This window comes from Paenibacillus anaericanus, from assembly GCF_003994475.1.
Classification (GTDB): domain Bacteria; phylum Bacillota; class Bacilli; order Paenibacillales; family Paenibacillaceae; genus Fontibacillus; species Fontibacillus anaericanus.
Genome location: NZ_RZNY01000005.1, coordinates 255,688 through 280,965 on the forward strand (window position 1 = coordinate 255,688; position 25,278 = coordinate 280,965).

Consider the following 25,278-nt stretch of genomic DNA (forward strand, 5'->3'; position numbering starts at 1 on the left):
TCCTCTCTGATTAATCAGAGGGGAGCTTTTGTTATATGGCGTTCATTAAATTAAATATTGAAAAGCTTGTCCATAAATTCATAAGTTAAAGGTGTGCTCTTCTTCAATTCTTCACGGGTTGTATCATTGTATAGGTACAAGCTTGCTGTTTCAGCGAAATATTCAGCTGGATATACCGAGACATAACCATCTTGGTTGTAGTTGACACTAGCTTCTTTGTTGAAGATACCCTTGAAATCCTCGGAATCACTTACTCCATTAAATACGAAGCGATCTACGGCGTGCAGAGTTTCATGAATCTCGAGATTGAACGAGTTATGACCTTGGCCTTTCTTGCTATAACCAATGCGAGCAACAACAACTTTCTCGCTGACACCAGGTACATCATCCCATGTTAATCCAGTGCCTTCCCAACCTCTAGGAGTCACACCTTGTAGGTAGCTGAGTTCAGGAACTTTAGTAATGATGTCACTGGTCAAAATAATCTTTACACCTTTGTCTGACAAAGTCTTTAAGATCGGAGCGGGGATTTTGCTAATCCGTTCGATCATGGCTTTTGCTTCTTTGGTGTTATAATCACCACTTGGCAAGACAACTAATTGATCAAGTGTAGAATCTGCTGCTTGAGCTTTATATGTGGGGAACGCCCCAACTAATGTAAATACGATAAGTATGGCTAATATACGTTTTGTCCATTTCATCATAAATTCCTCCAGGAGCCAACGTTTCTAGATAGAAAACGTTAAGCTTCAATATCGGTAACTGGCTAGCGTAGCGAGTGAATATCGCGGTAGCTCCTATAGTTTTGCGCCACCATCTTTCGATGGGTTTGCCTTTGTCAATACGGAATTGACATATGAAGTTGTAATATGATGATAAAGGACACGAAAAACCCTTCTTACCGAGATAAGAAGGGTTGAATAACAACGGATAACGTTGCACTTCTATATCGGTAACTGGCTGGCGTAGCGAGAAATCGCGTTAGCCCCTATAGTTTTGCGCCGCCACCTTTCGATGGGTTTGCCTTTATCAATATATTAAATTGGAAAATAAATCTAGCATATATCATCATAATAATTCTGATAGATTAAATAGTCAATAGAAAACTCTATTAATCTACTAATACATAGGGACAGGGGTATAGGTAGAAAGAACCTGTCCGCTATTTATCCCCAAAAGATGTTACAATACTCATAGTTCAATATATCTAATCAACATGTAAATAGGGGAGATTGTGATGATCATGCAATATATTCAATTTATTGTGTATACACTTACTATTGCACTCATTATCAATTATTTACGTTTTAAGGTTAGTGATATCTTAAATAAATGGATGCTTGTAGGGGCTATTCTTGCAATAGTAGAGATTGAGGGCTTGTTATTTGATTTCTTACATACAAATTGGATTCTGCCTGTTTTTATCGGCATCTCGGTGTTGTGCTTTCATGCATATGGAGCCGTGATAAGTGCCTGTATAGCTTGGCTTCTTTTAGTCGTCCAAACAGATGAAAGCGATTTATTTATCTTATTGATATATTTGATATTTGCAGCCGTTGTATATTTATTATCCAATTATATTAGTAAACTCCAAACACAAAGTGATGAATGGCTAAATAAATTATCTGAGAATTCTAAACAGTTAAATGTTTTTAAAGAAGTCAGCACTTCGATGCAACAGACACTTAATTTGAAGAAGTTGTTACGGACTATTTTAACGTCTGTCACCGCTGGATATGGGTTAGGTTTTAATCGAGCTATGATTCTACTGATCGATGATAGTGGGAGTAAATTGAACGGAATTATGGGCACGGGTCCCATGACTGTTGAAGAGGGTTATGCGGTATGGGATCGAATTACAAAGAACAAATATAAACTCATGGATCTGATTGAAATCAAGGAAACAGAGCAATCTGCTGATTTATTGCTTAATGAACGAGTGGAAAGGCTAGAAATATCATTGGATGAACCTAATTTCCTATACAAAACCTTGGAACGTGGAAGCCCACTTCATATTAAAGAGATTGATACTAGTGACAAAGCACTTCTGCTATTCGCCCACCAATTTAATATGAGTGAACTGGCTGTCTTCCCCTTGATTACCCAGGGAATAAAAGTTGGCGTACTTATCATTGATAATCCTGTAAATAAAAGACCTATTACGGCTAACGATATAGATAGTGTTATTCCACTGGCGAACCAAGCTGCTATAGCTATTCAACATACACATCTATATACGAAAATAGAAGATATGGCACTTAAGGATGGACTCACAGGGCTGTTTAATCAGCGAGCATTTCAGACCTTATTAGAACAACATTTGCCCGTTAGCAGGCAAGGATTGTTGTCTCTGATCCTGCTAGACATTGACTACTTCAAACACTTTAATGATACAAATGGTCATCTGCTTGGGAATCAAGTATTAATTCAGCTGGCGGATGTGATCCAGCATTCCATACAGGAGCATGATGTAGCTTTTCGATTTGGTGGAGAAGAGTTTGTGGTACTACTTCCTCATACGAATAAGGAAAACGCCGTTATGGTGGCGGAGCAAATCCGTTCTAATGTAGAAAATACGTCGTTTCCTTGTGGGGAAAAACAGCCACTAGGCTGCTTGACGATTAGTCTGGGGGTTGCATCATCTGAAGAACTGGGATCCTCTACTTCATTTGATCTTGTTGATACAGCAGACCAGGCGCTATATAAGGCCAAGGAATCCGGTAGAAATACCGTTGTTGCATCATAGTTATAGAAGGGTTGGGATATTATGACTGGATTTAGTGTTATCGTTGTTGTTTTGATTTTCGCATCGATCATTATATTGAGCAGTCGATTCTTTTATTCTATGGAACTCCAGGCTGTAACTAGAAGATTAACGAAGTCACATGGTTTTCAAATCTTGAAATTGGATTATTCCTTTGAGCAAATCGTTTACTTTGTTTCTTTGCCTACTAATATACCTACGATAAGAAATGCCAAACAAGAGGATGTAGTAATAAAACTTGATTACAGAGATCTTCTTTTTCCACGATTATTAGGAATAAAAATCTATATCAAAACAGATATGAAGCACATCATTCTTGCTTATTTGCCTATTAAAGATTTTCGGCTTCCAGCATTGGACCAAATTCTTGAACAAGGGAAGATTGACGGACAAGATTATCTGAAAATCAGTACATATAAATTAATGCATAAGACAACGTTGGAACAAATATCAGATGAGGTTTACAAACAAATTCAGGTAGGTCGGAATAGGAAGATGAAAGATGTCAAATAATAAAATTATACGAAGACCCTATCGTTATTTGGTAGACTTTGAAAATGTTTATCAGTTTATGATAAGGAATTATTCGATAGATGGTGCAACAGGAGAAAAAGCTCCTTTTTTTGAGTATGCACAAACACTTATCGATTTTGACCGTGAACATACATATCTGTATTCCATTTGGGAAGAAGAGGATGAAATCGTAGCATGCATATATACAACAAGCATCCCCACATCAAACTAAAGCATTGGATGTAATAATTAGTGCTCCAAATGGTGACTATGCATGTTTTGCTGGTATGTGGTTTGTCGCAGCAAATAATCTTGCCTACCTTGAACCGTTATGTACTATGGAAAAAAGAATAATATGCGATAATTTGAGAATAGAGTCGGTCCGAACTCAAAATCCTTCGCTGGGGCAATTGGTCCATATAGAGCATTTCTTTGCAATGAGGAATGCTTTTTTTGTTAGAAGAAGGATATCCTATAACAATAATAATATAATATATTTCATTAAATATTTATTGTAAAACGATAAAATATATGTTAAAGTCAAATTTAAAATAACTAAGTGGGGTGCTTTTTTTGTGAAACGAGGAACAACAATCTTTTTAAAGATAGCTGTTATTATTATTGGAATTCCTGTTCTTGCTTTATGTATATTTCTGGTGCCTGAGATAGCGAATTATGCAGTAGTATTGTATCCAGATATGACCTTTTTGAAATCTCTCGTTTTTATCGGTTTGTATGTCACAGCAATACCTTTTTACTTTGCTCTGTATCAAGCTTTTAAACTTTTAAACTATATTGACAAGAATAAAGCTTTCTCGGATTTATCTGTAAAGGCTCTAAGGACTATAAAATACTGCGCAATTACAATCAGTATCTTGTATGTTGTAGACATGCCACTCTTTTATCTCATTGGGGAAAAAGACGACGCTCCGGGCGTCATAGTAATCGGATTGGTCATTATTTTTGCTTCAATGGTGATTGCAGTCTTTGCTGCTGTTCTTCAAAGGCTATTAAAAGAGGCTATTGATATAAAATCAGAAAATGATTTGACGGTCTGAGGTGAATAACATAGCGATTATAATCAATATTGACGTGATGTTGGCTAAAAGGAAAATGAGCGTAACTGAACTTTCGGAGAGGGTTGGAATAACGATGGCTAATCTTTCTATATTGAAAAATGGAAAGGCAAAAGCGATTCGATTATCCACTTTAGAGGGGATTTGTAAAGCTTTAGAATGTCAGCCTGGCGATATTTTAGAATACAGAAGTGACAAAGATACGCAAGGATAGGGGGAGGTATAACTATGGACATTAACAATCTGATTATTGATAATATGGATAACCCCCATGAGCTAGAGAGAATGTTTAGAATAGAACCCGAAGCTTTTAAAAAATCATTCTCATCCGCATGGGAACAGAACCCTGATTCGCAGGTTCTTGCCGTTTGGTTTGAAAGATTGCATTTCAAGGAGACGATAAATACAGAAAAATCATCCTTGCTTCAGAAAGATTTCTTATTCATGGGCATTTTAGCATTGCTGGCCGGGACTAGCACCAGGATCATTATGCATTTTGTTGAACAGCAAGCAATATCCCCTATTAACCTTGTATTTGGTGTACTTCCCTTTATTGCCATTTATTTTGTATACAAGAATTCAGCCAACAAAAATATTCTTTACACCCTTGTAGCGTTATTCCTAATCTCAGGAATTTATATGAATATGCTTCCACTAGAGAATAAAGATAGTATTATCCTGGCTTATCTACACCTACCCATTTTCTTATGGGTATTAGTAGGGATTGCATTTACAGGAAATGAATATGGTATGGGTAGGACAAGATTAGCCTATCTTAAATTTAATGGGGAATTTTGTATACTCTACGCCAGCATGGCAATTAGCGGAATGCTGCTAACAGCATTAACCATGCAGTTATTTAGTTTTGTCGGCATGGATATATCTGAATTCTATTTTGAAAATGTCGTTATATTTGGTGCTGCCGCGCTCGCTATTGTGGCTGCATACCTGGTATCAAGCAACCTTAAACTTGCTAAAAATATAGCACCCTATATAGCCAAAATTTTTAGTCCTCTTGTACTGGTAACATTGTTGGTCTATCTTATAACGGTTATTTGGGTCGGAAAAAATCCATTCTTGGACCGCAATTTTCTCCTATCCTTCAACGGAATACTCCTTAGTGTATTGGCTGTCACCATATTCTCCATTACCGAGAGTGGCAATGACGAGAAAAAGAGCATTTCTGATTATATAAATTTTGGCCTAATTGTTCTTGCACTTATCATTGACTGTGTGGCTTTATCAGCCATAGTGTTCAGGCTCTCTTCTTATGGGATTACGCCTAACAGACTTGCTGTTTTAGGCGTAAACATACTGATCTGTGCCAATCTAAGTTGGATTATGCTCTCCTACATGCGATTTCTACTTAACAAAACCGGACCTTCAACCATCCAGGATGCGGTTACTAAGTTTATGCCGGTCTACGGACTTTGGGCAGCTTTCGTTACATTTATATTTCCTTTCATCTTTTATTAGAGTTTAATAAAACAGCGACAGCCTAGGACTTTATTTCCTGCTGGGGTAATTGGCATCTTCTAACATTGACAGTAATTCACTTGTCATGTAACATTTCATTTGGTTAAACAAGTGAAAAGTAATTCGCAACATTTTTCGTATAACCTCGCAGCCAGATATGCAAGAAAAGGGCGAGGGTTTCTACAGGAAGCCTTATCTTCCTAACTACGATAATGAGGATTGAGTCATAAATCCTTATTACGAAGTTAGGATTTTTTGCGTTTTTAGACAAAATCCAGGGAATATTAAAGAGGAGATTAAGGGGGAGACCATCATATGAAATACTTATTATCGGTTTTAATTGGGGCAATTAGCTATGGTGTGCTATCGACCATTGTTGTACTTGCTTACGGAGAGGGATATCAACTGGGTGAAGTGGTGGGGACACAGCTTTTGACCGGTTGTATTTTAGCTTGGTTATTGGCTTTGTATACGAAGGTACGTGAACGACGTAAGGAAAGTAATAATAAGGTGCAGTCTGCAGGCTCAAGTAAGGTATCGCCAAAGCTAGTCTGGAAACAGCGGTTGCTGCTCATGTTAGCTGGCACACCGACTGCCATTACAGGGTTGCTCTACTATCAATCCCTTCGTTATATTCCAGCTTCGCTGGCAATTATCTTATTATTCCAGTTCACGTGGATGAGTGTACTTATTCAAGCCGTAAGCAAACGCCAAAGACCTAATGGGATAATGATCTTTACCTTGGTATTATTGTTCGGAGGAACTATACTGGCAGCGGGAATTATAGAGCAAGGCGGGACGGAGTATCAAATGATTGGCATTGTGCTTGGATTACTCGCCGCTGTGAGTTATACATTGTTCATTCAAGTTAGCGGCAAAGCTGTGCCGTCAATACATCCAGCTTATCGTAGCGCTTGGATGATTACGGGGGGACTGATTCTTGTTTTTGTATTGTTCCCACCGCATTTCTTGATTAATGGTTTGTTATGGGGACAACTGTTATTATTCGGGTTCCTGTTGGGGTTATTCGGAGCTTTCATTCCGCCGGTATTGTTTGCGATTGGAGTGCCTCATATCGGAGAAAGTATGTCTGGTATATTAGGTGCCGCCGAGCTGCCGGTTGCTGTAATGCTGTCGTCACTCGTCCTACATGAGCATGTGAGTGCGCTGCAGTGGGTAGGGGTGGCCTTGGTTCTGTTCGGGATCATGTTTCCAGAGATTTATAAGTTAAAGTGGAGAAAAACGGGGCGTATAACTTCCTAGGAAGTTATAGAAGGGGGGGAGAGTCCTCCCATCCCCTTCCTTTATACATAACTGCATGAACAAACGCTATAATTTAGAAGTAATCCGAAAAGTACGGATGTTCCCGACTAATTAATTGTTCAAGTAATTGAACAGACTCGGCATCGGACTTCATCCGGCCGATTCGGGCCAGATAAGTGGGCCGTTTATAGCCCATTAACATGGTAGTTAACGTGCTAATGTCAATGGTAACGGAAGGCCGAGCGCCCCCCTCCTTCAAATATCCTTTGCCCGATTTATCTACAGTTAAAGTGAATGTCCCCTGATTCCACTCCAGCATCGGATCGTGTAAGTTAAAGATGAGCACGGATTCCTTCTCTTGAGGTTGGAATGGATACTGCTCGATGAATAAGGTGGCATCCACAATCCGGGCCATATAATAGGGAGCAATGGTTTCCTTAATATCTCCATCATCCAATATGAATGATAGAGGTTCATCTTTATAGATATCGCCTTTGACTAGGGTGATCATAGAGAAATGGGCACTAATAAAGTTCCATAATCCTGTCCTAGCCTCTTCGGTGATATAGACCATCTCTTTGATCGTAAAGATCTCCTCGGCGATCCAATACAATAAATATCCCATAGGTTGGTCGTTGTTATCATAATAGATAGCAGCGGTCATATCATCCAAATCCCACCGTAAATACTCTTCCCAAGCTAGTTCGTTACGGAGCATGGCTCCGTGATGTAACAATGCGAATTGCCCATAGATCGTCTTGATATCCTGATGCTCATTTGATACCCGTTCCACATGACCAGGTACATTTTTAAGCTTAGGTAGCTGTGTATCGGGGACTTCAAAAGAGATTTTATCAGAAATAATCTCCCAGCCTTTACGCCTATAATAAGGGATCGAGTAGGGGAAAAGGTAAGAAATCGATTGTTTGCGATCCCGCATATTACTCAGAGCGTGTAGCATAAGTTTGTTCATTAACCCTAGATTGGCGTACTCAGGATAAGTCCCGACACCAGTAAGTCCACCCATATCATAAATATGCCCGTAAATATTCACTTGAAATGGGTACACAGCAAGCTGAGAGATCAGCTTATCGCCATCAAACCACCCTAGAACATCTGCGTGCTTGAGAATCGGCAGCTTCGATTGGGCAATCTCCCTGTTCTCCCAACCAAAGGTTTGTAAATCACGATTCGTTACTTGAAATACATAACGCAATAAATTATTAAATTGTTCCCCATGCTGGGTCTCGACATGTTTCAATTTGATTCTATCATGCAATTTCCGGCGACTCACAGGTGACAACCTCCAATTATTAGAAGCAGTAAAAACAGCATATCCTTAGTCTATCCATAATTACGAACACCTATTATACAAGAAGGGGATCGCTTTTGCGATCCCCTTCTTCTGGTATCTTACTAGTTTATTGCACTGCAGTTTTAGTAGTAGCAACAATAATTCTATCTCCACGAACAAGGATTCATAATCTTTCGTTATACCGGTATATACAGTAGAAGTACTTCTTGCGAAACTAAATGCATTTAGGTTCATTAAAGAATTATTTCTACCATAAAAATTGAAAAGTACTGTTTCTTAAAATGGAAAGTTATGTTATAAATCTACTAGAATAAATATCTAGAATATGGTTTTTACACCTGAAAATATTGGGTTTTTGGTATGGATATGATTGAAAGAGAGGCGAAACAATGAGCAACTCATTAAAGAAACAGGATCAACGCATCCTTGGTGCAGATGGGCTCCGGGCGATTGCTTGTCTGGGAGTTATTTGTCATCATTTAATGCAGAAATTAGCCATGTCAGCGCAAGAAGTATGGGTTCAAAAGTTACAGTCGTTCCTGCTGATGGGCAATGTTGGCGTAAGCATTTTTTTCGTATTAAGCGGATTTTTGTTAGCGCTGCCATTCTGGCGGCAATATTTAAACGAAGGGCAATTCCCTAGTATCAAACAATACACTATGCGTAGAGCAGCACGAATTATGCCAGGGTATTATGTCGCTTTTATCGTATGCATCATTCTTACGCTTACACTAGGACTAGATCATGAATACTTTTGGATACGGACCTTAACTGGATTAACGTTCACTGCGGGATTTCATTATGTAACCTTCTTCCCCTCGGAATGGATAGGGCCTTTCTGGTCGATTAGCTTCGAAGTATTCAGTTATATTCTGATGCCGCCCTTCATGGTTGGGTTATTCTATTTCTTTAAGAAGAAACGTTCTTTTACCGTAGGTCTTCTATATTGGCTTGGAGTATTCCTCATCATTATGGGCGGTAATTATTTGATGCATCAGTTGTTCACCCCAAATGAAGATCAGCGGGGTTGGCAATTTGGGCTCATCGGGGGCGCGAAATACTGGATGCCGAATTATAATGTAGTGGGATTCTTTGGGCAGTTCACGGTGGGGATTATTGCATCAGGCTTTGTATCAAAGCTCCAAATGACAACGGGTAGGAGAGACCGTTTGCGTCAATTGGGCCTATTTGACCTACTTAGTTTAGGTAGCTTAATTATTTCGGTCCTGTTCCTTTGGAATGTTCGTAATATCCCGGAATTTGATTGGAGCCTTCAGAACCAGCCATTCTTTTTCCCCTATTTCACTGCCATGATGGGTTTATTCTTAGTGACCGCTCCCTATTCGCGTTGGGTGGGTAACTTATTAGATAATCGATTTTTCCGGTATACGGCAAAGGTTTCTTTTGGACTGTACCTATGGCACACCTTGTTCATCACACTGATCAGTATGTATTGGGCGAAGGACTATCAGTATATGAAGGTCGTACAACTAGATCGTTGGGCTATGATATCGCTTGGCGTAGTTGTGGCCTCTTTTATCGTTGCAACGGCTTCTTACTATTTCGTAGAGAAACCGATCATGGAATGGTCACGTCATCGCGAGAAACAATGGACGCAGAGGAAGCCTCAAGAGAAGACGCATCAAGCTTAACAAGCTTGACTATGGCAATGTGATATAGCTTTTCTAAACAATACAAATTTAAAGTATCTGACCTGTTCGACGTCGAACCATTGCTTGGGCCCCTGCATAATCTGTAGCATCATTTGCTACAGGTGAGAAGGGGTGAGACTCCATGATAGGAATACAGTTAACTGCAATCCATTGGGTGTATCTGGCGTTTATTGTGTTCATTATGATACTGCTGATCAGGCGGCGGGACACAACAATGATTTGCGTGGTAGGGATTTTTGCACTTGGTTTACTCGCAACAGAAACGCTTAGCGGGTCGATCTCGGGGATTTTTAATTCGTTTATTTATGCGACCAAAGAGCTCATGGGTACGATCATGATTATTTCCATTATAGTGGCGATGAGTCAGGTCTTAATTCGTACGGGAATTAATGAGACGATGGTCGCACCGCTCACTCGTTTCTTACGCACACCGGCGATGGCCTTTTGGGGAATAGGAATCATTATGATGATGACTTCCTTCTTCTTCTGGCCTTCACCAGCAGTGGCGCTGATTGGGGCTGTATTGCTGCCCGTAGCGCTCCGTGTTGGATTGCCTGCACTTGGTGCAGCAGTGGCGATGAACCTATTCGGTCATGGGATTGCCCTTTCCGGTGATTATATTATCCAAGGCGCTCCCAAATTAACAGCAGATGCGGCAGGGCTCCCGGTGACTAGCGTTATGACAGCCAGTATCCCGCTTGTTATCGTAATGGGGTTGGTGACCACGGTTACGGCATTCTGGATGATGCGCAGAGATATGAAGAATGGGACTTGGAGAGATGGATTGGTAGCCATCAGAAATCGGGGTGATGCATTAACCTCAGGTACTGAGGATGGGGAAGGCCGTTTAGTTATGGCTCCTCGGGTTAAAAAATGGCTGGCGATTGTGATCCCAATTTTGTTCGCGGCTGACGTTGTAGCTATGTTCTTGCTCAACTTACAGGGCGGAGATGCAACTGCGTTGGTTGGTGGAACAGCAGTGTTAATTTTGATTGCGGTTACATTAATGGCGCATCGTAATCAAGGCTTGGAGAAGATCACCTCATATCTGATCGATGGATTTGTCTTTGGCTTCAAAGTATTTGGTCCTGTCATTCCGATTGCGGCCTTCTTCTATCTCGGAGATGCAGCATTCACAGATCTGTTCGGTAAAGTTCTTCCCGAAGCTTCGCATGGAATTGTGAATGACCTGGGGGTAGCTCTTGCAGGCAATGTCCCGCTTAATGGCGCTGTGGGTGCCGTGACTTCAACTGTCACTGGGGCTATCACCGGTCTTGACGGTTCAGGCTTCTCCGGCATCTCCTTAGCTGGGTCAATTGCGCAATTATTCGCCGCTGCTACACATTCCAGCGCTGCGACCTTGACGGCTCTCGGTCAGGTATCCGCCATTTGGGTCGGCGGGGGTACGCTGATTCCATGGGCGCTAATTCCAGCAGCCGCTATCTGCGGAGTAAGCCCGTTCGAGCTAGCAAGACGCAATTTGAAGCCGGTACTGATCGGTCTTACTGTAACGACGATTGTCGCTATGTTTCTGGTATAAGGTTTGGCCTGGACTTGCATAAAGAATTAAGAGGCTGCCATCTCTGGCAGCCTCTTTGCTCATGATATATATTATTTAGCGATTTCTTTCGTTGCTGCTATCTCATACGTAATTAATTCACTACCCAGGATGGGTGATTCTTTGGGAGGTTCTGTTGAACTTGGTTCCGGGCGTTTGTGAGCAGCAGCGAACGCATCACTATTTCTCCAATAGGTAAAGTCCTCCTGCGTTTCCCAGTACGTATTTACGCTTAATTCATCATAGTCGGATAGGTTCTGTGTGAGTAGTACTTCTACCTTTACGATACCCTTAGAAGAGTCCAATGGCCCTGGTGCAGTAAATCTTGGAGCCATAGCTGCACCCATTCCCTTTTTAACTTTAATTCTGTTGGTTACGATGATCATTGTACATAGCTCCTTCTGTTCTCGTATTTGATTACATTCAACCTTATGGATGACTATGAGAGTTCATCTTAATTTTAATGTATTTATAATCAAAAGCAAATGATGGCGCTTTATATTAGGAAAAGTGTTACTATGGCAGCATATAACAAGACATAATGGAGGTATTAGCATGCATACTAAACATAGTTTGATAGAGCAACTCAAACATGCTGAGATAGACAAGAGGGGAACCCTACTCATGCATTCGTCTCTCAAAAGTATTGGGGAGGTCGAGGGAGGAGCGGATACCGTACTGGATGCCTTAACAGAATATATGCAAGACGGATTACTTGTTCTACCTACACATACTTGGTCTTTTATCAACGCTGATAATCCTAAATTTTATGTAGAGACTTCACCTTCATGCATAGGCATTTTGCCTGAACTATTCCGGAAGCGCTCGGGAGTTGTACGTTCTTATCATCCAACTCACTCCGTGGCAGCCTTGGGTCAGGATGCGGAATCGTTCGTAGAAGGAAATGAACGCCTCGATACTCCATGTCACCGGGAATCACCTTGGGGCAAGCTCCTTGATCGTCAAGCAACTATTATATTGGTAGGAGTAGATTTGCGAAGAAATACATTCATTCATGGTATTGAGGAGTGGCTGGACATTCCAGGGAGATTAACCGACAGCCATGAGGAATTATACACGGTGCTCAGCGATGGAACAGAAATACCGGTGCCATCTAGAAGACATCACGGTTTATCTTGGTCGGAGCATTTTTGGAAAGTCGAGACATTGCTTGAGGAGCAAGGGGCGATATATAGAAGTCAGCTGGGTGATGCAAATGTATGGGTATGTGACACAGTAAAGTTGACGGATATCCTTACCGAAATGCTGCGGAACAATCCTGATCTATTTTCAGATAATGAACCCCTAGCTTAAATTTAAGAGATTCATATATAAGCTGATTGCCATGGCTCGGTAGAGACAGGGTGATTGGCTTTTTTTGTTAGTTGTACATGGGAATTCATCAGATAAAGGCGTTTATTGCAATATTTTATAAAAATAGGACCTAATACCCGCTAAAAAATGGTTATGTAGTGTTAATATGTACACCATACAGTATAATTTTACCAATTACTTGTAATTATAGGAGTGGTCATTTTAAAAAGGTTGGTGTATGGCGAAAGCTAAAGAACAATTAGAAAGCGCTTTCTATCCTTGTGGAAGGAGAATTACAATGCGGAATAAAATCATAATCATTGATGATGATGCTAACACTCGCAAGCTTTTGGTTCAATACTTGTCTAAGCACGGATTTGAAGCTTTTAGCTACCCTTACAGCAATCAAGCCTCCATCGCCTATATTCACTCTCATGATCCGGATCTCATTATTCTTGATGTATCCATGCCAAGCGTGGACGGTTTGATTGTATGTATGGAGTTGCGTAAATTTAGCGACAAACCTGTACTTTTTACAAGTCAGCATAGTGAAGTTAATCTCAGAATTGACGCTTTAAATCAAGGTGGGGATGAATATGTTTTGAAACCATTCAACTTTGATGTCCTACTCGCTCGAATTAAAGCCCACATCCGCAGATATAAACGAGCCTTCCCCGTAAATCAACGTCATTTGTTGCTCTATCCGGGTCTGGAAATTGACCCCTCCGCACGCTCTGTTAAGTCATATGGCAAAGAAGTTGTCCTATCTACCAAGGAGTTTCGACTTCTTGTCACCCTAGCTAAGAATCCGAATCGAATTTTTCACACGGAAACCCTATACGAACTTATATGGAGGGATATGAAGGAAGGGGATATAAGGACCGTCATGGTTCACATCTATAACTTGCGGCAAAAAATCGAGAAAAAACCAAAGGAACCACTTTATATTCATACTATTCGTGGGGCTGGATATAAATTTAACGGGTCCGTATCCCTATCCGATGATCATATCGACAACCAACTCTAAATAAGGTTCGAAAGCAAGACTATGATTCTACAAAAAAATGCATTACTTTAACCAAACTTTAACAAAGGTTGATAATATTGACTAAAGTGCAAACGTTTCCATTAGCAAAAGGGTGTATTTTGTATTGGGTAATGCACTTGTTTATATCAACTAGCTATAAGGGGGATAAGGTAATGGTAAAGAAGAGGTACAAATTTCTTGTAAGCATGATGTTGCTCTTTTCGATGTTATGGGGGATTGCTGTTTCACCTGCGGTTCCATTAGTAACGGCAACAGAAGCAGTGGTGATGGATTCCGCAATTGAAGTCGAAGTTTTACCCGCAATAGAGGTTGCGGAAGCTCCTGCAACATTAGCGGCAGCGGATAGCACACCAGTTAATGGTACAATTATGCAGTTCTTCGAATGGAATTCAGCTAAGGACGGCGGACACTGGAATGAGCTAGCCGCTCAAGCAAAAAATTTAAGCGATGTGGGGATCACGGCGATATGGATACCTCCTGCTTATAAAGGCCATGTTGGGATTGATGACGTTGGTTATGGTGTCTATGATTTTTATGATCTGGGTGAATTTAATCAAAAGGGGACTGTACGGACGAAGTACGGTACAAAGGCGGAGTTGAAGACAGCAGTTAATGCACTCCACAGCAATAACGTGCAGGTGTATGCTGATATTGTGGTCAACCATATGATGGGCGCTGACCAGACCGAGAATATTAAAGTAACACAAGTAGAAGGTAATAATCGCAATAATACGATTAGTGAGTTTAATACAAACGTTTCGACTAAATATAACTTTAGTGGGCGTAACAATACTTATTCCGGGTTTAAATGGGATTGGACGCATTTTGATGGTTCGGATGACTACGGTAAGATCTACCGTTATCCAGGCAAAAGCTGGGACTGGGAAGTAAGTAGTGAGAATGGAAATTACGATTACTTGATGGGTACTGACCTTGATTACGATAATCAGTATGTTGCTGATGAAATCAAAAAATGGGGCGTATGGTATGTCAACGAGATTGGTTTAGATGGCTACAGACTTGATGCTGTTAAGCATATTAAATATAGCTTCATGCAGGAATTTTTAGAAAATGCTCGTGCGAAAACAGGGAAAGAGCTGTTCTCTGTAGGTGAATTTATCGGTAGTGTAAATGACCTTCAATACTACCTGAGTAAAGTCAGCCAAAGCATGTCTTTGTTTGATTTTCCGATGCGAAACAATTTTGCACAGGCTTCTAGTTCTAACGGGAACTTCGATCTGCGCAATCTTTCTAGTGGTACGTTGACAGCGGTAAATTCTACTAAATCTGTAACTTTCGTAGAGAACCATGATACGCAGCCTGACCGTGGAACAGATGCTCACGGGGCACCCGTTCTTGATTGGTTCAAACCACTTGCTTATGCGTATACACTGACACGTGAAGCAGGGTATCCTACTGTATTCTATGGCGATTACTATGGAACTAGAAGTAGCAGTACAGCGGCTCCTGGGACTGGGAAAATTAAATCCCTCAAAAGCAAGATTGATCCTCTTCTCATAGCACGTAAGGATTACGCTTACGGCAAACAGAACGATTATCTCGATAACACTGATTTGATCGGTTGGACTCGTGAAGGGTTGGCGTCTAAACCTAATTCTGGTTTGGCTACAGTGATGTCTGACCGTACCGGCGGATCGAAAACAATGTATGTCGGGACAAGCCATGCTGGTGAACAATGGAAGGACATCACAGGCAACTTCACTGATAAGGTGACTATTGGTTCCAACGGTAATGGAACATTTAAGGTTAAAGATGGTTCAGTATCGGTATGGGTACGCGATGCAGTAACAGTAGATCAAGTTCCTACTGTACCAACGAATGTACAAGGCACCGCCGTAGGGACTACATCTATTAACTTGACTTGGAATGCTTCTACTGATGATAAAGGCGTGGTGAAATATGAGATTTATCGTGATGGCGTTCTCATAGGGGAAACCACGACTACCTCGTATACGGATACAACAGTGTCAGCTAATAAGACATATTCGTATACAATCAAAGCTGTGGATACAATTGGACAGAAGTCTGCAGCCACTACTGCAATTTCAGTCACAACAGGCAGTGGGACGCAGGATCAAATCCCTACTGCGCCAGCGAATGTACAAGGAACTGCAGTAGGCACTTCATCTGTTAGTCTGACATGGAGTCCATCCACAGATGACAAAGGTGTGGTGAAATATGAAATTTATCGTGACAGTACACTTAGAGGGGAGTCAGTCAGCACATCCTATGCGGATTCAAACATTGCGAATGACAAAACGTATATCTATACAGTTAGGGCTGTCGATACTATTGGACAGAGATCATCGTTTAGCTCTCCGGTTAGCGTCAAAATCGGCAACGGCGGGCAGCAAGAGGTAGTAAGCTCTTTCAGTTGGGATAATGTCAATATGTACTTTGTCATGACAGACCGTTTCAACAACGGTAACACAAGTAATGACGGTGCATATGGACGACCAAAGACGGATGCTTGGGGCTCCAATGTTGGTACATTCCACGGTGGGGACATCAAAGGTCTGACGAAAAAATTAGAAGAAGGCTATTTTACTGACTTGGGTACGAACGCGATCTGGCTCACAGCTCCGTGGGAACAAATGCACGGTTGGGTGGGAGGTAAAGATGGCGACTTTGCCCATTACGGCTATCATGGATACTATGGACTTGATTTCACTGAAATGGATAAGAGCATAGGAACTATTGACGAAATGCGTGAGTTTGTTGATCTCGCACACACCAAGGGTATTCGTGTTGTATTTGATGTTGTTATGAACCATGTCGCTTATCCGAATCTCGTAGACATGGCAGAATACGGATATGGTGATCGTGGAGGACTAGCAGGCAACTGGACTCCGAATAAGGATCAGGGCCAGACTTGGCACACGCACAACAATATTATGAATACGACGAATACGAGCGCATGGGCAACATGGTGGGGCAGTAGTTGGATTCGCGCTAGTAACATTTCTGGGTATGACCAAGGTGGCGGCGATGAGCTTACATCATTAGTAGGTTTCTTGCCAGACATTAAGACGGAGTCTACCAGTGGTACTTCCTTGCCTCCTGTCTTAAAAACGAAATTTGGCAAAGAAACTAGTGGTTATGATAACTGGATTGTTCCGGCTGCTAAACAATACCGCAAAGACCTAAATATTGCACCTAAGGATTACATGATTAAATGGTTGTCCTCTTGGGTTGAAGAATTCGGAATCGACGGTTTCCGGATTGATACGGCGAAGCACGTACAAGCTGATAGATGGAAAGATCTTAAGACGAGTGCAAACAGCGCCCTTACAAAGTGGAGACAGAGCAACCCTACCAAACCAGGAGCGAATTGGACAGACAGCTTCTGGATGACGGGGGAAGTATTTGATCAAGGACTCGGTCGGGATACCAGGTATTTTGACACTGGCGGGTTTGACTCTTTAATCAACTTCTCATTCAAGGGCTCAAATATGAACGATCTAGAAGGTACGTTCTCTCGTTATGCAAGCGAGTTTAATAACGATCTACCTAATTACAACATGCTCAGTTACATCTCATCACATGATAAAGGGTTGTACAGTCGTGACAACCTGATTCAAGCAGGTACAGCACTATTGTTACTTCCAGGTGGAGTCCAAACCTTCTATGGCGATGAGTCTGGAAGACCATTTGGAGCTACGGGTTCTGACCCTGACCAAGGCGCGCGTTCAGATATGAATTGGAACAATATGAACCAGACTATTCTGTCTCACTGGCAAAAAATTGGACAGTTCAGAAATAACCATATCGCTGTTGGTGCAGGAACTCACAAGAAAATCGCGGACAGCCCGTATACTTTCTCCCGCACCTATGAGCAAGGAGACATACTTGATAAGGTTGTTGTTGCTACGGGTACCTCGGGTACTGTAGATATTAACGTATCTAGTATGTTCCCTGATGGTACTACCGTACGAGATGCTTACACGAAGAGCGAAGTTGTTGTAAGTAATGGTAAAGCCAAGTTTACGGCCGGAGCTAATGGAGTTATTCTGATTGAGAATGTGGGCGCTAACAAGAAGTTCCCGGTTCTAACGGCTTCTCCAGCGGGCGGTAAATTCAAAACAGCAACAACGACGATCACTCTTTCGGTGAAAAATGCGGATAGTGGTAAATATACGCTAGACGGCAGTGATCCGATTAATGGTATTGCATTTACAAACGGAACAACGATTACCATTGGCGCAGATATGGCCATAGATGATACGAAAACATTAAAATTATATGGTACAAATGAGAACGGTGAGGGGACAGCATCGTACACCTTTACGAAGGGTGACCCTAATGCGAAGCTGCAAATTTTCTTCAAGAAACCGGCTGCTTGGGGAACTCCAAGCCTATACTTCTATGACACAGCTCCGAAGGACAACGATCCAACATGGGCCACAGCACCGGCAATGCAGAGTGATGGTGGCGATTGGTATGTGTACACCTTCGCAACAGCTGAGAAAGCAACATTTATCTTTAAGGACAGTACAGGTAAGCAGATGCCGGCACAGAACCAACCTGGTTTTACAAGAGCAGCAACTGGCTGGTATGACGGAAGTGTATGGCATGATACGGATCCACGTGTCCTCACGAAACCAACGACTCCGTCGAACGTGACTGCATCGGTAAAAACCGACAAAACGGTAACATTGACATGGACAGCATCCACGGACGTTACTGGAATCACGGGATATGATGTATACCGTAACAATGTTAAGGTAGGATCGCCTACAACAACGACTTATAAGGATACGGGGTTGACTGCTGAAACGACGTATACCTATAAGGTTATTGCCAGAAGCCAATCTGGCGGTACTTCTGATCCGAGTGGTGATTTGACGGTAACAACTGAAAAGACAGGACCTATTCCAGACAATGTTGTGACTATCTATTATAAAAAGGGATATGCGACACCTTACATTCACTATCGCATTGAGGGTGGTACTTGGACTGCGGTTCCGGGCGTGAAGATGGAAGAGTCAGCAATTCCTGGTTATGCGGTATACACCATAGATCTTGGAACCTCTACAGCAACACGAGTTGAAGCAGCATTCAACAATGGTAGCGGACAATGGGACAGCAACAACCAGAAGAACTACTTCTTCAACAAAGGGGACAATATTTATAGCGCAGGTACGGTAACTGCTGGCAAACCAGCAATACCTGGGCCAGGCAATAAAGTGACGGTTTATTACAAAGAGGGTTGGAGCAACGTGAATATCCACTATCGTGCAGAGGGTGGCACTTGGACGGCAGTTCCTGGTGTAACCATGGCCAATGATCCAATAAACCCTGGCTACAAGAAAATAACGATTGATATTGGGACGGCAACCAGACTTGAAGCATGCTTCAACAATGGAAGTAATGTTTGGGACAGTAATAGTCAGAAGAACTATTTCTTTAATGTGGGAGATAATATTTACATTCCGGGTATCAACGGTGCTGTAGGACAAGTGAAAATCGGTGAGAAACCAGAAGGCACGGACAAGATAGCTCCTTCGGTTCCTGCAAATTTAGCAGGCAATCTCAGCGTAGGTTCTCCTAAAACTATTACCCTGACTTGGAGCGCCTCTACAGACAATATTGGTGTTGTGGGATACCAAATAATCCGAAAGGTAGGTACAAATTCAGAGACGATTGACCTTGATGGTACAACCTTTATCGATAGCACAGTAACGGAAGGTACGACTTACAAGTACCAGGTTCGCGCTCGTGATGAAGCAAACAACTTCTCTGGATATAGTAATGAAGTAACGGTTGTAGTGCCAGGAGGTGGTGATACAATCGCACCATCCCAACCGACTAACGTAACAGGTACAGCGACAACTTCCTCTGTTACGATTCAATGGATGCCTTCAATGGATAACGTTGGAGTTGTAAGTTATGACATCTTCAATGGTAGCTTGTTAGCCGGAAGCGTGGCAGGTACAGCAACAAGTTATACGATTACAGGCTTATCGCCAAACACGGTCTACAGTTTTACCGTGAAAGCGGAGGATGCGGCGGGCAATAAGTCCGATCCAAGCCTAGCTTTTAACGTGACAACATTAGAGAATGTCTTTAGTGGTAACTTGCTTCTTAACCCAGGTTTTGAAGCCTATACAGGAAGTAACGGCGTGGCGGACAATTGGGTCGATGCAACTTCGGATGGAGTAACCGCTAGTTTTGAATTGGTGACAACACCAGTAACTTCTGGAAGCCAAGCACAACAAATAACGGGCACTAACTTGTCCATCGGTAGTGCGGCTATGGTGTATCAGCTTATTCCAGTTGAAGCGAACACATCATATACCGCAAGCGGTCAATTTAAAATAAACAGCCTGACCGATGCCATTATTCAGTTTTATATCGATTTCTATGATGCAAGCAACGCATTCGTTGGATACGCGGTGCTGAATCATAGTGAGGTTTCTGACAGCTATAGTCCACTACAGTTGAGTGGTATTACGCCAGATACTGCAGTCAGTGCCAAAGTGTATGTTATCCTTCGTGGATCTGGGGAAAACGGTTCGGGTAGCTTTATAGTGGATGACATGAAGTTTAGTACAGACAATCCAGGAGATACACAACCGCCGAGCATACCAGCGGATCTTGTATCGAATGATGTAACCGACACCACAGTGAGCTTATCTTGGGCAGCTTCAGAGGATAATACAGGTGTGGAAGGTTATGTGATCTATCGAGATGGAGTTCAGGTAGGCACTTCGACCATAACAAGCTTCATAGATATAGGCTTAAATGAAACAACTCCTTATAGCTATACCGTTAAAGCTTATGATATTGCTGGTAATTTCTCTTCTGAGAGTAATGAAATTACCGTTGTTACGTTACAAACGCCGATCTTCATTCCTGGAGGGGATAAACCGTATTCTACGAACCCGACTCTTGGCAAGCGCGTAGCTACTCCAATTACGATTGATGGCGTTAATAACGGTGAATGGACAGATGACATGTTGATTGCTATCGACATGGCTGGTGATGACCCACGTACACTTGGCAGTAATTGGTCTCTGCATGAATCACCAATGGATCTCAGCCATCTATGGGCGGCATGGGATAATGAGTATCTGTATCTCGCATGGCAATACGTAGACGTAACAGACATTGTAGATCCAGCTAATGCGGGTTCTGCAGGCGGTACACCAATACGTTCTATGGATATGCCACAAACGATTGCATTCGATACAATTTCTGGTGCTGGCGCAAGTAATGATATGTGGAAGAAGAATGCTAATCAGCCGCTATGGGGGGGAGCCAACCTTCCAGATTACCAATTCAATATTGCTTCGAATATGTTCCATACCGGCTACATCTCCAAAGCCATTAACGGTGTATTCCCTGTTGATGATGGCAGTGTAAACTATAAGACAGGTGCAGCTGCAGGTATTACTGTTAAATTTGCCAAAGGTAAAGGTTACACAACTCTATGGGGTGTGAAGGATGCTGATGATGTTAACGATCCTAGCAAACTTGTAGAATACATGATGCTGGGTCACGATGCAAATCGCGATACATTCTATGAAGCTAAAATTCCACTGAGCGCACTGGGTAACCCGGATATTGAGCATGTAGGGATCGGTGTAATGCTGCACCAAGGTGAGTTCTCACCAATGGATACCCTTCCTAATGATCCTTCGACTTCCGACACGTCAGGGGTAAGCGAATCTAACTCTCCTTTAGAGTGGGCCGATATCGACTTGCTTACTGTCCCTTTCGCTCGCATCGGTAGATAACTGCATCGAATAGGCTAGCCAATTACTGGCTGGCCTATTTTTTTATGGATTCGCTATATTTTACTTAATTACAATATCTCCCACGCGTTGTCCGTGATAAGATGAGATTGGAGATTAGGCCGGAGTAGAAATAGGATGTGAGGGGATCGTTTTGAAGCAGATAAATAGAATAATCCTGCTTGTTACGTTACTAATTAGTATCAGTTTACTAAGCGCATGTAATCCATTCTCGTATACCAAACGAATGGAATTGGAAGACCAAGTGACTGAGAATAACCAAAAGGGTTACGATTTAGTTGAGCGTGGTGAATACGAAGAAGCAATAACGTATCTCGATAAGGCGGTAGAGTATATCTACAAGTTAAAACCTAGCCTTGTTAATCTAGATCATGAAATTGAGCTATCCGAGTTGATGGATTCTCCCTTTAACAATTTAAGCTGGGCGTATAATGAGCAAATGGATTTTGAAAAGGGATTGGAATATGCCAACAAGTCGCTCCTCATCCTGCCAAACAGTGATGTGGAATATGTGAACAAAGGAAATGCTCTGTATGGATTGTATAGGTATGATGAAGCGTTAGTCCAGTATGATCAAGCCATTTCACTGGAGAAGAATGATAAAAGTGCATACTATGGCAAGGGCATGATCTATTATGATCGGCACCAATATCAAGAGGCAATAGATGAGTTTGATACATACCTAAGTTTGGACAGTACCGACATAGATGCAATGGAAATGAAAATTTATTCCTATATGGATCTAGGTGACACTGAGCAGGCTTTATCATTCGCAGAGGATCTAATCAAACGCGCCCCGACCAACTATGAGACTTACAGGATAAAGGCAACAGTGATAGAAAATACGGGCGAATTGGCAGATATAAAGAAGTATTTTGAATCCATGATTGAAAAGTTTCCGGATGAAATGGATATCTTTGTACAGATGATCAAGGCGTATAGTGCGATAGGGGAGCTAGAACAAGCTAAAGCTAGCTATGCTAAGGCCGTGAAGAAGGACAAATCTTATGTAGATTTATACACCACCATGGGAGATATCTATAGTGATCACTCCTTATATGTTGAAGCAGTAGAATATTACGACCAAGCGGTCCAAATTGATCCGTTAGATGAAGACTTCAATATCAACAAGCTTCAAGCACTCTATAACGGCAAAAGAAATTTGCGTTGTGCTGCATTTGGTGAAAAGGCGGGAAAACAACTAGCCACCTCTACAGATATAGCTTGGTATACCGGGCAGTGTAATTTTGAATTAGAAAACTATCCGGAGGCCATTGATAACTTCGGGCGTGCCGTGGAGATTGATCCAGATGATGATGAGTCCTACGCCAACATGGCTTATGCGTATTTAATGCTTGAAGATAACGACAAAGCTGAAGAGTATAGTGAGAAAAGTTTGAATTTGTACGCTGATAATTCGACAGCCAACTATGTAAAGAATGCTATTCAGGAGAAACAAAAGCCGTTGGGCAAACAGATTAGCAAATTTTTCAGAGATGATTATTTATATCAGGACAGTAGTGGTAATCTCGATAAAACTCTGGCAAAGCTAGACGAGGCTAATCTTACGAATAAAGACATAGCTGATGTGATCGAGCGCGTGAAGAAGCCAGATGACTGGTTCACCTTTGCCTTATATGGGGATGAATATGATCAACTAACGGTGGAGACTGGTTCTGATATTACGTATGAGGATCAGGGTGATATTGCCTATTTCCGAATCTACGAATTCGCTGGCAATACAGATGACAAATTTACTGAAATGATAGACCAAATACCAGATCCAGAGAAAAAGGTGTTGGTACTTGATTTACGTAACAACTCCGGGGGACGTATGGATAGTTCAAATCATATGCTAGACGTGCTCCTTCCCGAGGTTGTCACGAGTGTACTAATCGATAAACAAGGTTATACGGATAATTACTATTCGGACGCCTCACATATTGATTTCAAAAAAGTATATATCTTGGTCGATGAGTATACCGCCAGTGCAGCCGAACTATTAACTTTGGGCTTGAAAACGTACCTGAATAACGTCACAGTTGTAGGGCGAGATACCTTTGGTAAAGGAGTTGGGCAAGAGGTTTTTGAAGATAAAAAGAATAAAATTATGGTGTTCGTTATTAACTTTTACTGGAATGTACGGCAGAACAATATCATGTATACAGGCATAAAGCCGGATATCTATATTAAAAGTGATAAGTTAGCAGATTATATGAAGGTAGTGAACTAAATCTAGCAGAAAGAGCGGTCAAAGTGATTTGGCCGTTCTACATAACCACTTTCTCAACCTCAGGACGCGAGATATGTTCGTTCATGAACTGAATCATGCCCTCATTTCCTGCTTCGACGAAAGCTAATCGAGATAATGAAGGCTGTCACGTACTAACTCATAGCGGACAATCCGCTCACCGTTACCTCGTAAAGAAGGCTGCAACCATCCTTTTACACAAAGTCTCCTCAGTATCAGTACTGCTGTTTTGTGATCGATACCAAAGTGAATCTCCACATCCTTGGGGCGAATGGGTTCAGTAAAATGGAGGGCAAGCCGGATGATCTCTTTCTCAGCGAGAATGACGCGAGAAATTGGCGAAGCTGCGGGTTGATATCTACTTAATGCCATACGTAGTAGTGCGATACACAAGTCAGGACGATGCTCGACATCATCATAGGCAAAGGAAATGACGTTGTATCCCATTGCATATAGAAAGGTTTCGCGGTTCAGTTCATTACAATATTTCTGACGATCCATGTCACGTACATGTGTAGTAAATCCCTTAATCTCAAATATCAGCTTCACATATCCCGGGAGCCAGGCTATATCAGCAAAGTATGATCTACCTCGCCAATCGAGTACTTCGTATTCAGGATGAAGATCTTGAAAATTCCCCCGCAGTGGCCACCAGACGTTACGTAGAAATAGTGATTCAGCAGGGGAATGTCCACTCTCCAATCTTCTGCGACGTTCTCCAGTACGGCAAGCGAGATGCTCTTGAATAAATAAATTATGCGCTTCTTCAAAACCTACATAACCCATACTCATTCTGCTCCATCCTCCTTCATTCTACTTTGACTCCTTTATACTCCTAGATAACTTAGTAACCCATCTTCCCACCTAACTTATTCTCATATCCTCCTGCTTCCACTAAACACTCCATCTAACCTGTTCTCCTACCTCATTTAGCACCCTATTCAACCAATTCTCATGCCTCACTAAACAACATCTCTTTACTCCTAAAAAACAAAAAACGCCCCGCGCACTCCTAGGAGTGAAAGCGGGACGTTCTTCGTCTCTTGTTTCCTTATTATAGAATATATATTAGGCCATTGCTAGTATTAAAGTGTATTTATGGAAAATTTTGCGGATATATAGTTTTTTTCTCTGTAGGCATACGAAATAACTGGAAAACCTCCAGTTAATGTGAACCCCATATTGGCAGGTAATAATTTACCGTGAATTTTAGAACTAGAATAAAAAGTGGACACCTCGATAAGAGAAT

At 41.7% G+C, this 25,278-nt stretch carries 17 protein-coding genes and 3 riboswitches; of the genes, 13 read left to right on the forward strand and 4 right to left on the reverse strand.

Annotation, left to right across the window (positions count from 1 at the left end):
• Window positions 1-50 precede the first annotated feature (50 nt).
• A complete protein-coding gene (locus EJP82_RS08840) occupies window positions 51-704 on the reverse strand; it encodes an anthrax toxin lethal factor-related metalloendopeptidase (protein WP_246054020.1) in 654 nt (217 codons plus the stop codon).
• A gap of 50 nt (window positions 705-754) precedes the next feature.
• Window positions 755-844, reverse strand: a riboswitch (cyclic di-GMP riboswitch).
• A 104-nt stretch (window positions 845-948) separates the two neighbouring features.
• Window positions 949-1,035: riboswitch (cyclic di-GMP riboswitch) on the reverse strand.
• 202 nt (window positions 1,036-1,237) lie between these two features.
• Between EJP82_RS08840 and EJP82_RS08845 the strand changes: the two genes are divergently transcribed.
• From EJP82_RS08845 to EJP82_RS08875, 7 genes are all read left to right on the forward strand, one after another.
• A complete protein-coding gene (locus EJP82_RS08845) occupies window positions 1,238-2,746 on the forward strand; it encodes a GGDEF domain-containing protein (RefSeq protein ID WP_127191669.1) in 1,509 nt (502 codons plus the stop codon).
• Window positions 2,747-2,767: 21 nt separating this feature from the next.
• Window positions 2,768-3,277, forward strand: a complete 510-nt coding sequence (locus EJP82_RS08850; protein WP_127191670.1) for a hypothetical protein — start codon at window positions 2,768-2,770, stop codon at window positions 3,275-3,277.
• Complete coding sequence (locus tag EJP82_RS08855) at window positions 3,267-3,509, forward strand: hypothetical protein (RefSeq protein WP_127191671.1); 243 nt, start codon at window positions 3,267-3,269, stop codon at window positions 3,507-3,509. Before EJP82_RS08850 ends, EJP82_RS08855 begins: the two co-directional genes overlap by 11 nt.
• Window positions 3,510-3,852: 343 nt before the next feature.
• Window positions 3,853-4,335: a DUF2975 domain-containing protein gene (locus EJP82_RS08860; protein ID WP_127191672.1), complete on the forward strand. Its 483-nt coding sequence runs from the start codon at window positions 3,853-3,855 to the stop codon at window positions 4,333-4,335.
• Window positions 4,336-4,345: 10 nt separating this feature from the next.
• Window positions 4,346-4,567: a helix-turn-helix domain-containing protein gene (locus EJP82_RS08865; RefSeq protein WP_087433474.1), complete on the forward strand. Its 222-nt coding sequence runs from the start codon at window positions 4,346-4,348 to the stop codon at window positions 4,565-4,567.
• A gap of 14 nt (window positions 4,568-4,581) precedes the next feature.
• On the forward strand, window positions 4,582-5,829 hold the full coding sequence (locus tag EJP82_RS08870) for a DUF4153 domain-containing protein (RefSeq protein ID WP_127191673.1): 1,248 nt from the start codon (window positions 4,582-4,584) through the stop codon (window positions 5,827-5,829).
• A gap of 115 nt (window positions 5,830-5,944) precedes the next feature.
• Window positions 5,945-6,056, forward strand: a riboswitch (purine riboswitch).
• A gap of 88 nt (window positions 6,057-6,144) precedes the next feature.
• Window positions 6,145-7,092: an EamA family transporter gene (locus tag EJP82_RS08875; protein WP_127191674.1), complete on the forward strand. Its 948-nt coding sequence runs from the start codon at window positions 6,145-6,147 to the stop codon at window positions 7,090-7,092.
• A 73-nt stretch (window positions 7,093-7,165) separates the two neighbouring features.
• On the opposite strand, the gene EJP82_RS08880 is transcribed toward EJP82_RS08875, so the two are convergent.
• On the reverse strand, window positions 7,166-8,386 hold the full coding sequence (locus tag EJP82_RS08880; protein ID WP_127191675.1) for a GNAT family N-acetyltransferase: 1,221 nt from the start codon (window positions 8,384-8,386) through the stop codon (window positions 7,166-7,168).
• A gap of 410 nt (window positions 8,387-8,796) precedes the next feature.
• Between EJP82_RS08880 and EJP82_RS08885 the strand changes: the two genes are divergently transcribed.
• Both EJP82_RS08885 and EJP82_RS08890 read left to right on the forward strand, forming a co-directional pair.
• The gene (locus EJP82_RS08885) at window positions 8,797-10,059 is read left to right on the forward strand and encodes an acyltransferase family protein (protein ID WP_127191676.1); all 1,263 of its coding nucleotides are present in this window, start codon (window positions 8,797-8,799) and stop codon (window positions 10,057-10,059) included.
• Window positions 10,060-10,204: 145 nt separating this feature from the next.
• Window positions 10,205-11,620, forward strand: coding sequence for a hypothetical protein (locus EJP82_RS08890; protein ID WP_127191706.1), 1,416 nt, complete (start codon window positions 10,205-10,207; stop codon window positions 11,618-11,620).
• A gap of 71 nt (window positions 11,621-11,691) precedes the next feature.
• Here the strand turns inward: EJP82_RS08890 and EJP82_RS08895 are convergent, their stop codons facing one another.
• A complete protein-coding gene (locus EJP82_RS08895) occupies window positions 11,692-12,024 on the reverse strand; it encodes a heme oxygenase (RefSeq protein ID WP_127191677.1) in 333 nt (110 codons plus the stop codon).
• A 169-nt stretch (window positions 12,025-12,193) separates the two neighbouring features.
• On the opposite strand from EJP82_RS08895, the gene EJP82_RS08900 reads away from it, so the two are divergent.
• The 4 genes from EJP82_RS08900 (at window position 12,194) to EJP82_RS08915 (ending at window position 24,011) form a co-directional block, all read left to right on the forward strand.
• Window positions 12,194-12,952: an AAC(3) family N-acetyltransferase gene (locus tag EJP82_RS08900; protein ID WP_127191678.1), complete on the forward strand. Its 759-nt coding sequence runs from the start codon at window positions 12,194-12,196 to the stop codon at window positions 12,950-12,952.
• A 298-nt stretch (window positions 12,953-13,250) separates the two neighbouring features.
• A complete protein-coding gene (locus EJP82_RS08905) occupies window positions 13,251-13,979 on the forward strand; it encodes a response regulator transcription factor (RefSeq protein ID WP_127191679.1) in 729 nt (242 codons plus the stop codon).
• Window positions 13,980-14,152: 173 nt separating this feature from the next.
• Window positions 14,153-21,760, forward strand: coding sequence for an alpha-amylase (locus EJP82_RS08910; RefSeq protein ID WP_170220160.1), 7,608 nt, complete (start codon window positions 14,153-14,155; stop codon window positions 21,758-21,760).
• Window positions 21,761-21,911: 151 nt separating this feature from the next.
• A complete protein-coding gene (locus tag EJP82_RS08915) occupies window positions 21,912-24,011 on the forward strand; it encodes a S41 family peptidase (RefSeq protein WP_127191681.1) in 2,100 nt (699 codons plus the stop codon).
• Between the two features lie 123 nt (window positions 24,012-24,134).
• On the opposite strand, the gene EJP82_RS08920 is transcribed toward EJP82_RS08915, so the two are convergent.
• Window positions 24,135-24,815, reverse strand: coding sequence for a hypothetical protein (locus EJP82_RS08920; protein ID WP_127191707.1), 681 nt, complete (start codon window positions 24,813-24,815; stop codon window positions 24,135-24,137).
• Window positions 24,816-25,278: the final 463 nt, after the last annotated feature.

Bases quoted from the DNA above. Each gene is read 5' to 3' on its own strand.
- EJP82_RS08840 (WP_246054020.1), bottom strand. From the start codon at position 704: ATGATGAAATGGACAAAACGTATATTAGCCATACTTATCGTATTTACA.
- EJP82_RS08845 (WP_127191669.1), top strand. From the start codon at position 1,238: ATGATCATGCAATATATTCAATTTATTGTGTATACACTTACTATTGCA.
- EJP82_RS08850 (WP_127191670.1), top strand. From the start codon at position 2,768: ATGACTGGATTTAGTGTTATCGTTGTTGTTTTGATTTTCGCATCGATC.
- EJP82_RS08855 (WP_127191671.1), top strand. From the start codon at position 3,267: ATGTCAAATAATAAAATTATACGAAGACCCTATCGTTATTTGGTAGAC.
- EJP82_RS08870 (WP_127191673.1), top strand. From the start codon at position 4,582: ATGGACATTAACAATCTGATTATTGATAATATGGATAACCCCCATGAG.
- EJP82_RS08875 (WP_127191674.1), top strand. From the start codon at position 6,145: ATGAAATACTTATTATCGGTTTTAATTGGGGCAATTAGCTATGGTGTG.
- EJP82_RS08885 (WP_127191676.1), top strand. From the start codon at position 8,797: ATGAGCAACTCATTAAAGAAACAGGATCAACGCATCCTTGGTGCAGAT.
- EJP82_RS08895 (WP_127191677.1), bottom strand. From the start codon at position 12,024: ATGATCATCGTAACCAACAGAATTAAAGTTAAAAAGGGAATGGGTGCA.
- EJP82_RS08900 (WP_127191678.1), top strand. From the start codon at position 12,194: ATGCATACTAAACATAGTTTGATAGAGCAACTCAAACATGCTGAGATA.
- EJP82_RS08905 (WP_127191679.1), top strand. From the start codon at position 13,251: ATGCGGAATAAAATCATAATCATTGATGATGATGCTAACACTCGCAAG.
- EJP82_RS08910 (WP_170220160.1), top strand. From the start codon at position 14,153: ATGGTAAAGAAGAGGTACAAATTTCTTGTAAGCATGATGTTGCTCTTT.
- EJP82_RS08920 (WP_127191707.1), bottom strand. From the start codon at position 24,815: ATGGGTTATGTAGGTTTTGAAGAAGCGCATAATTTATTTATTCAAGAG.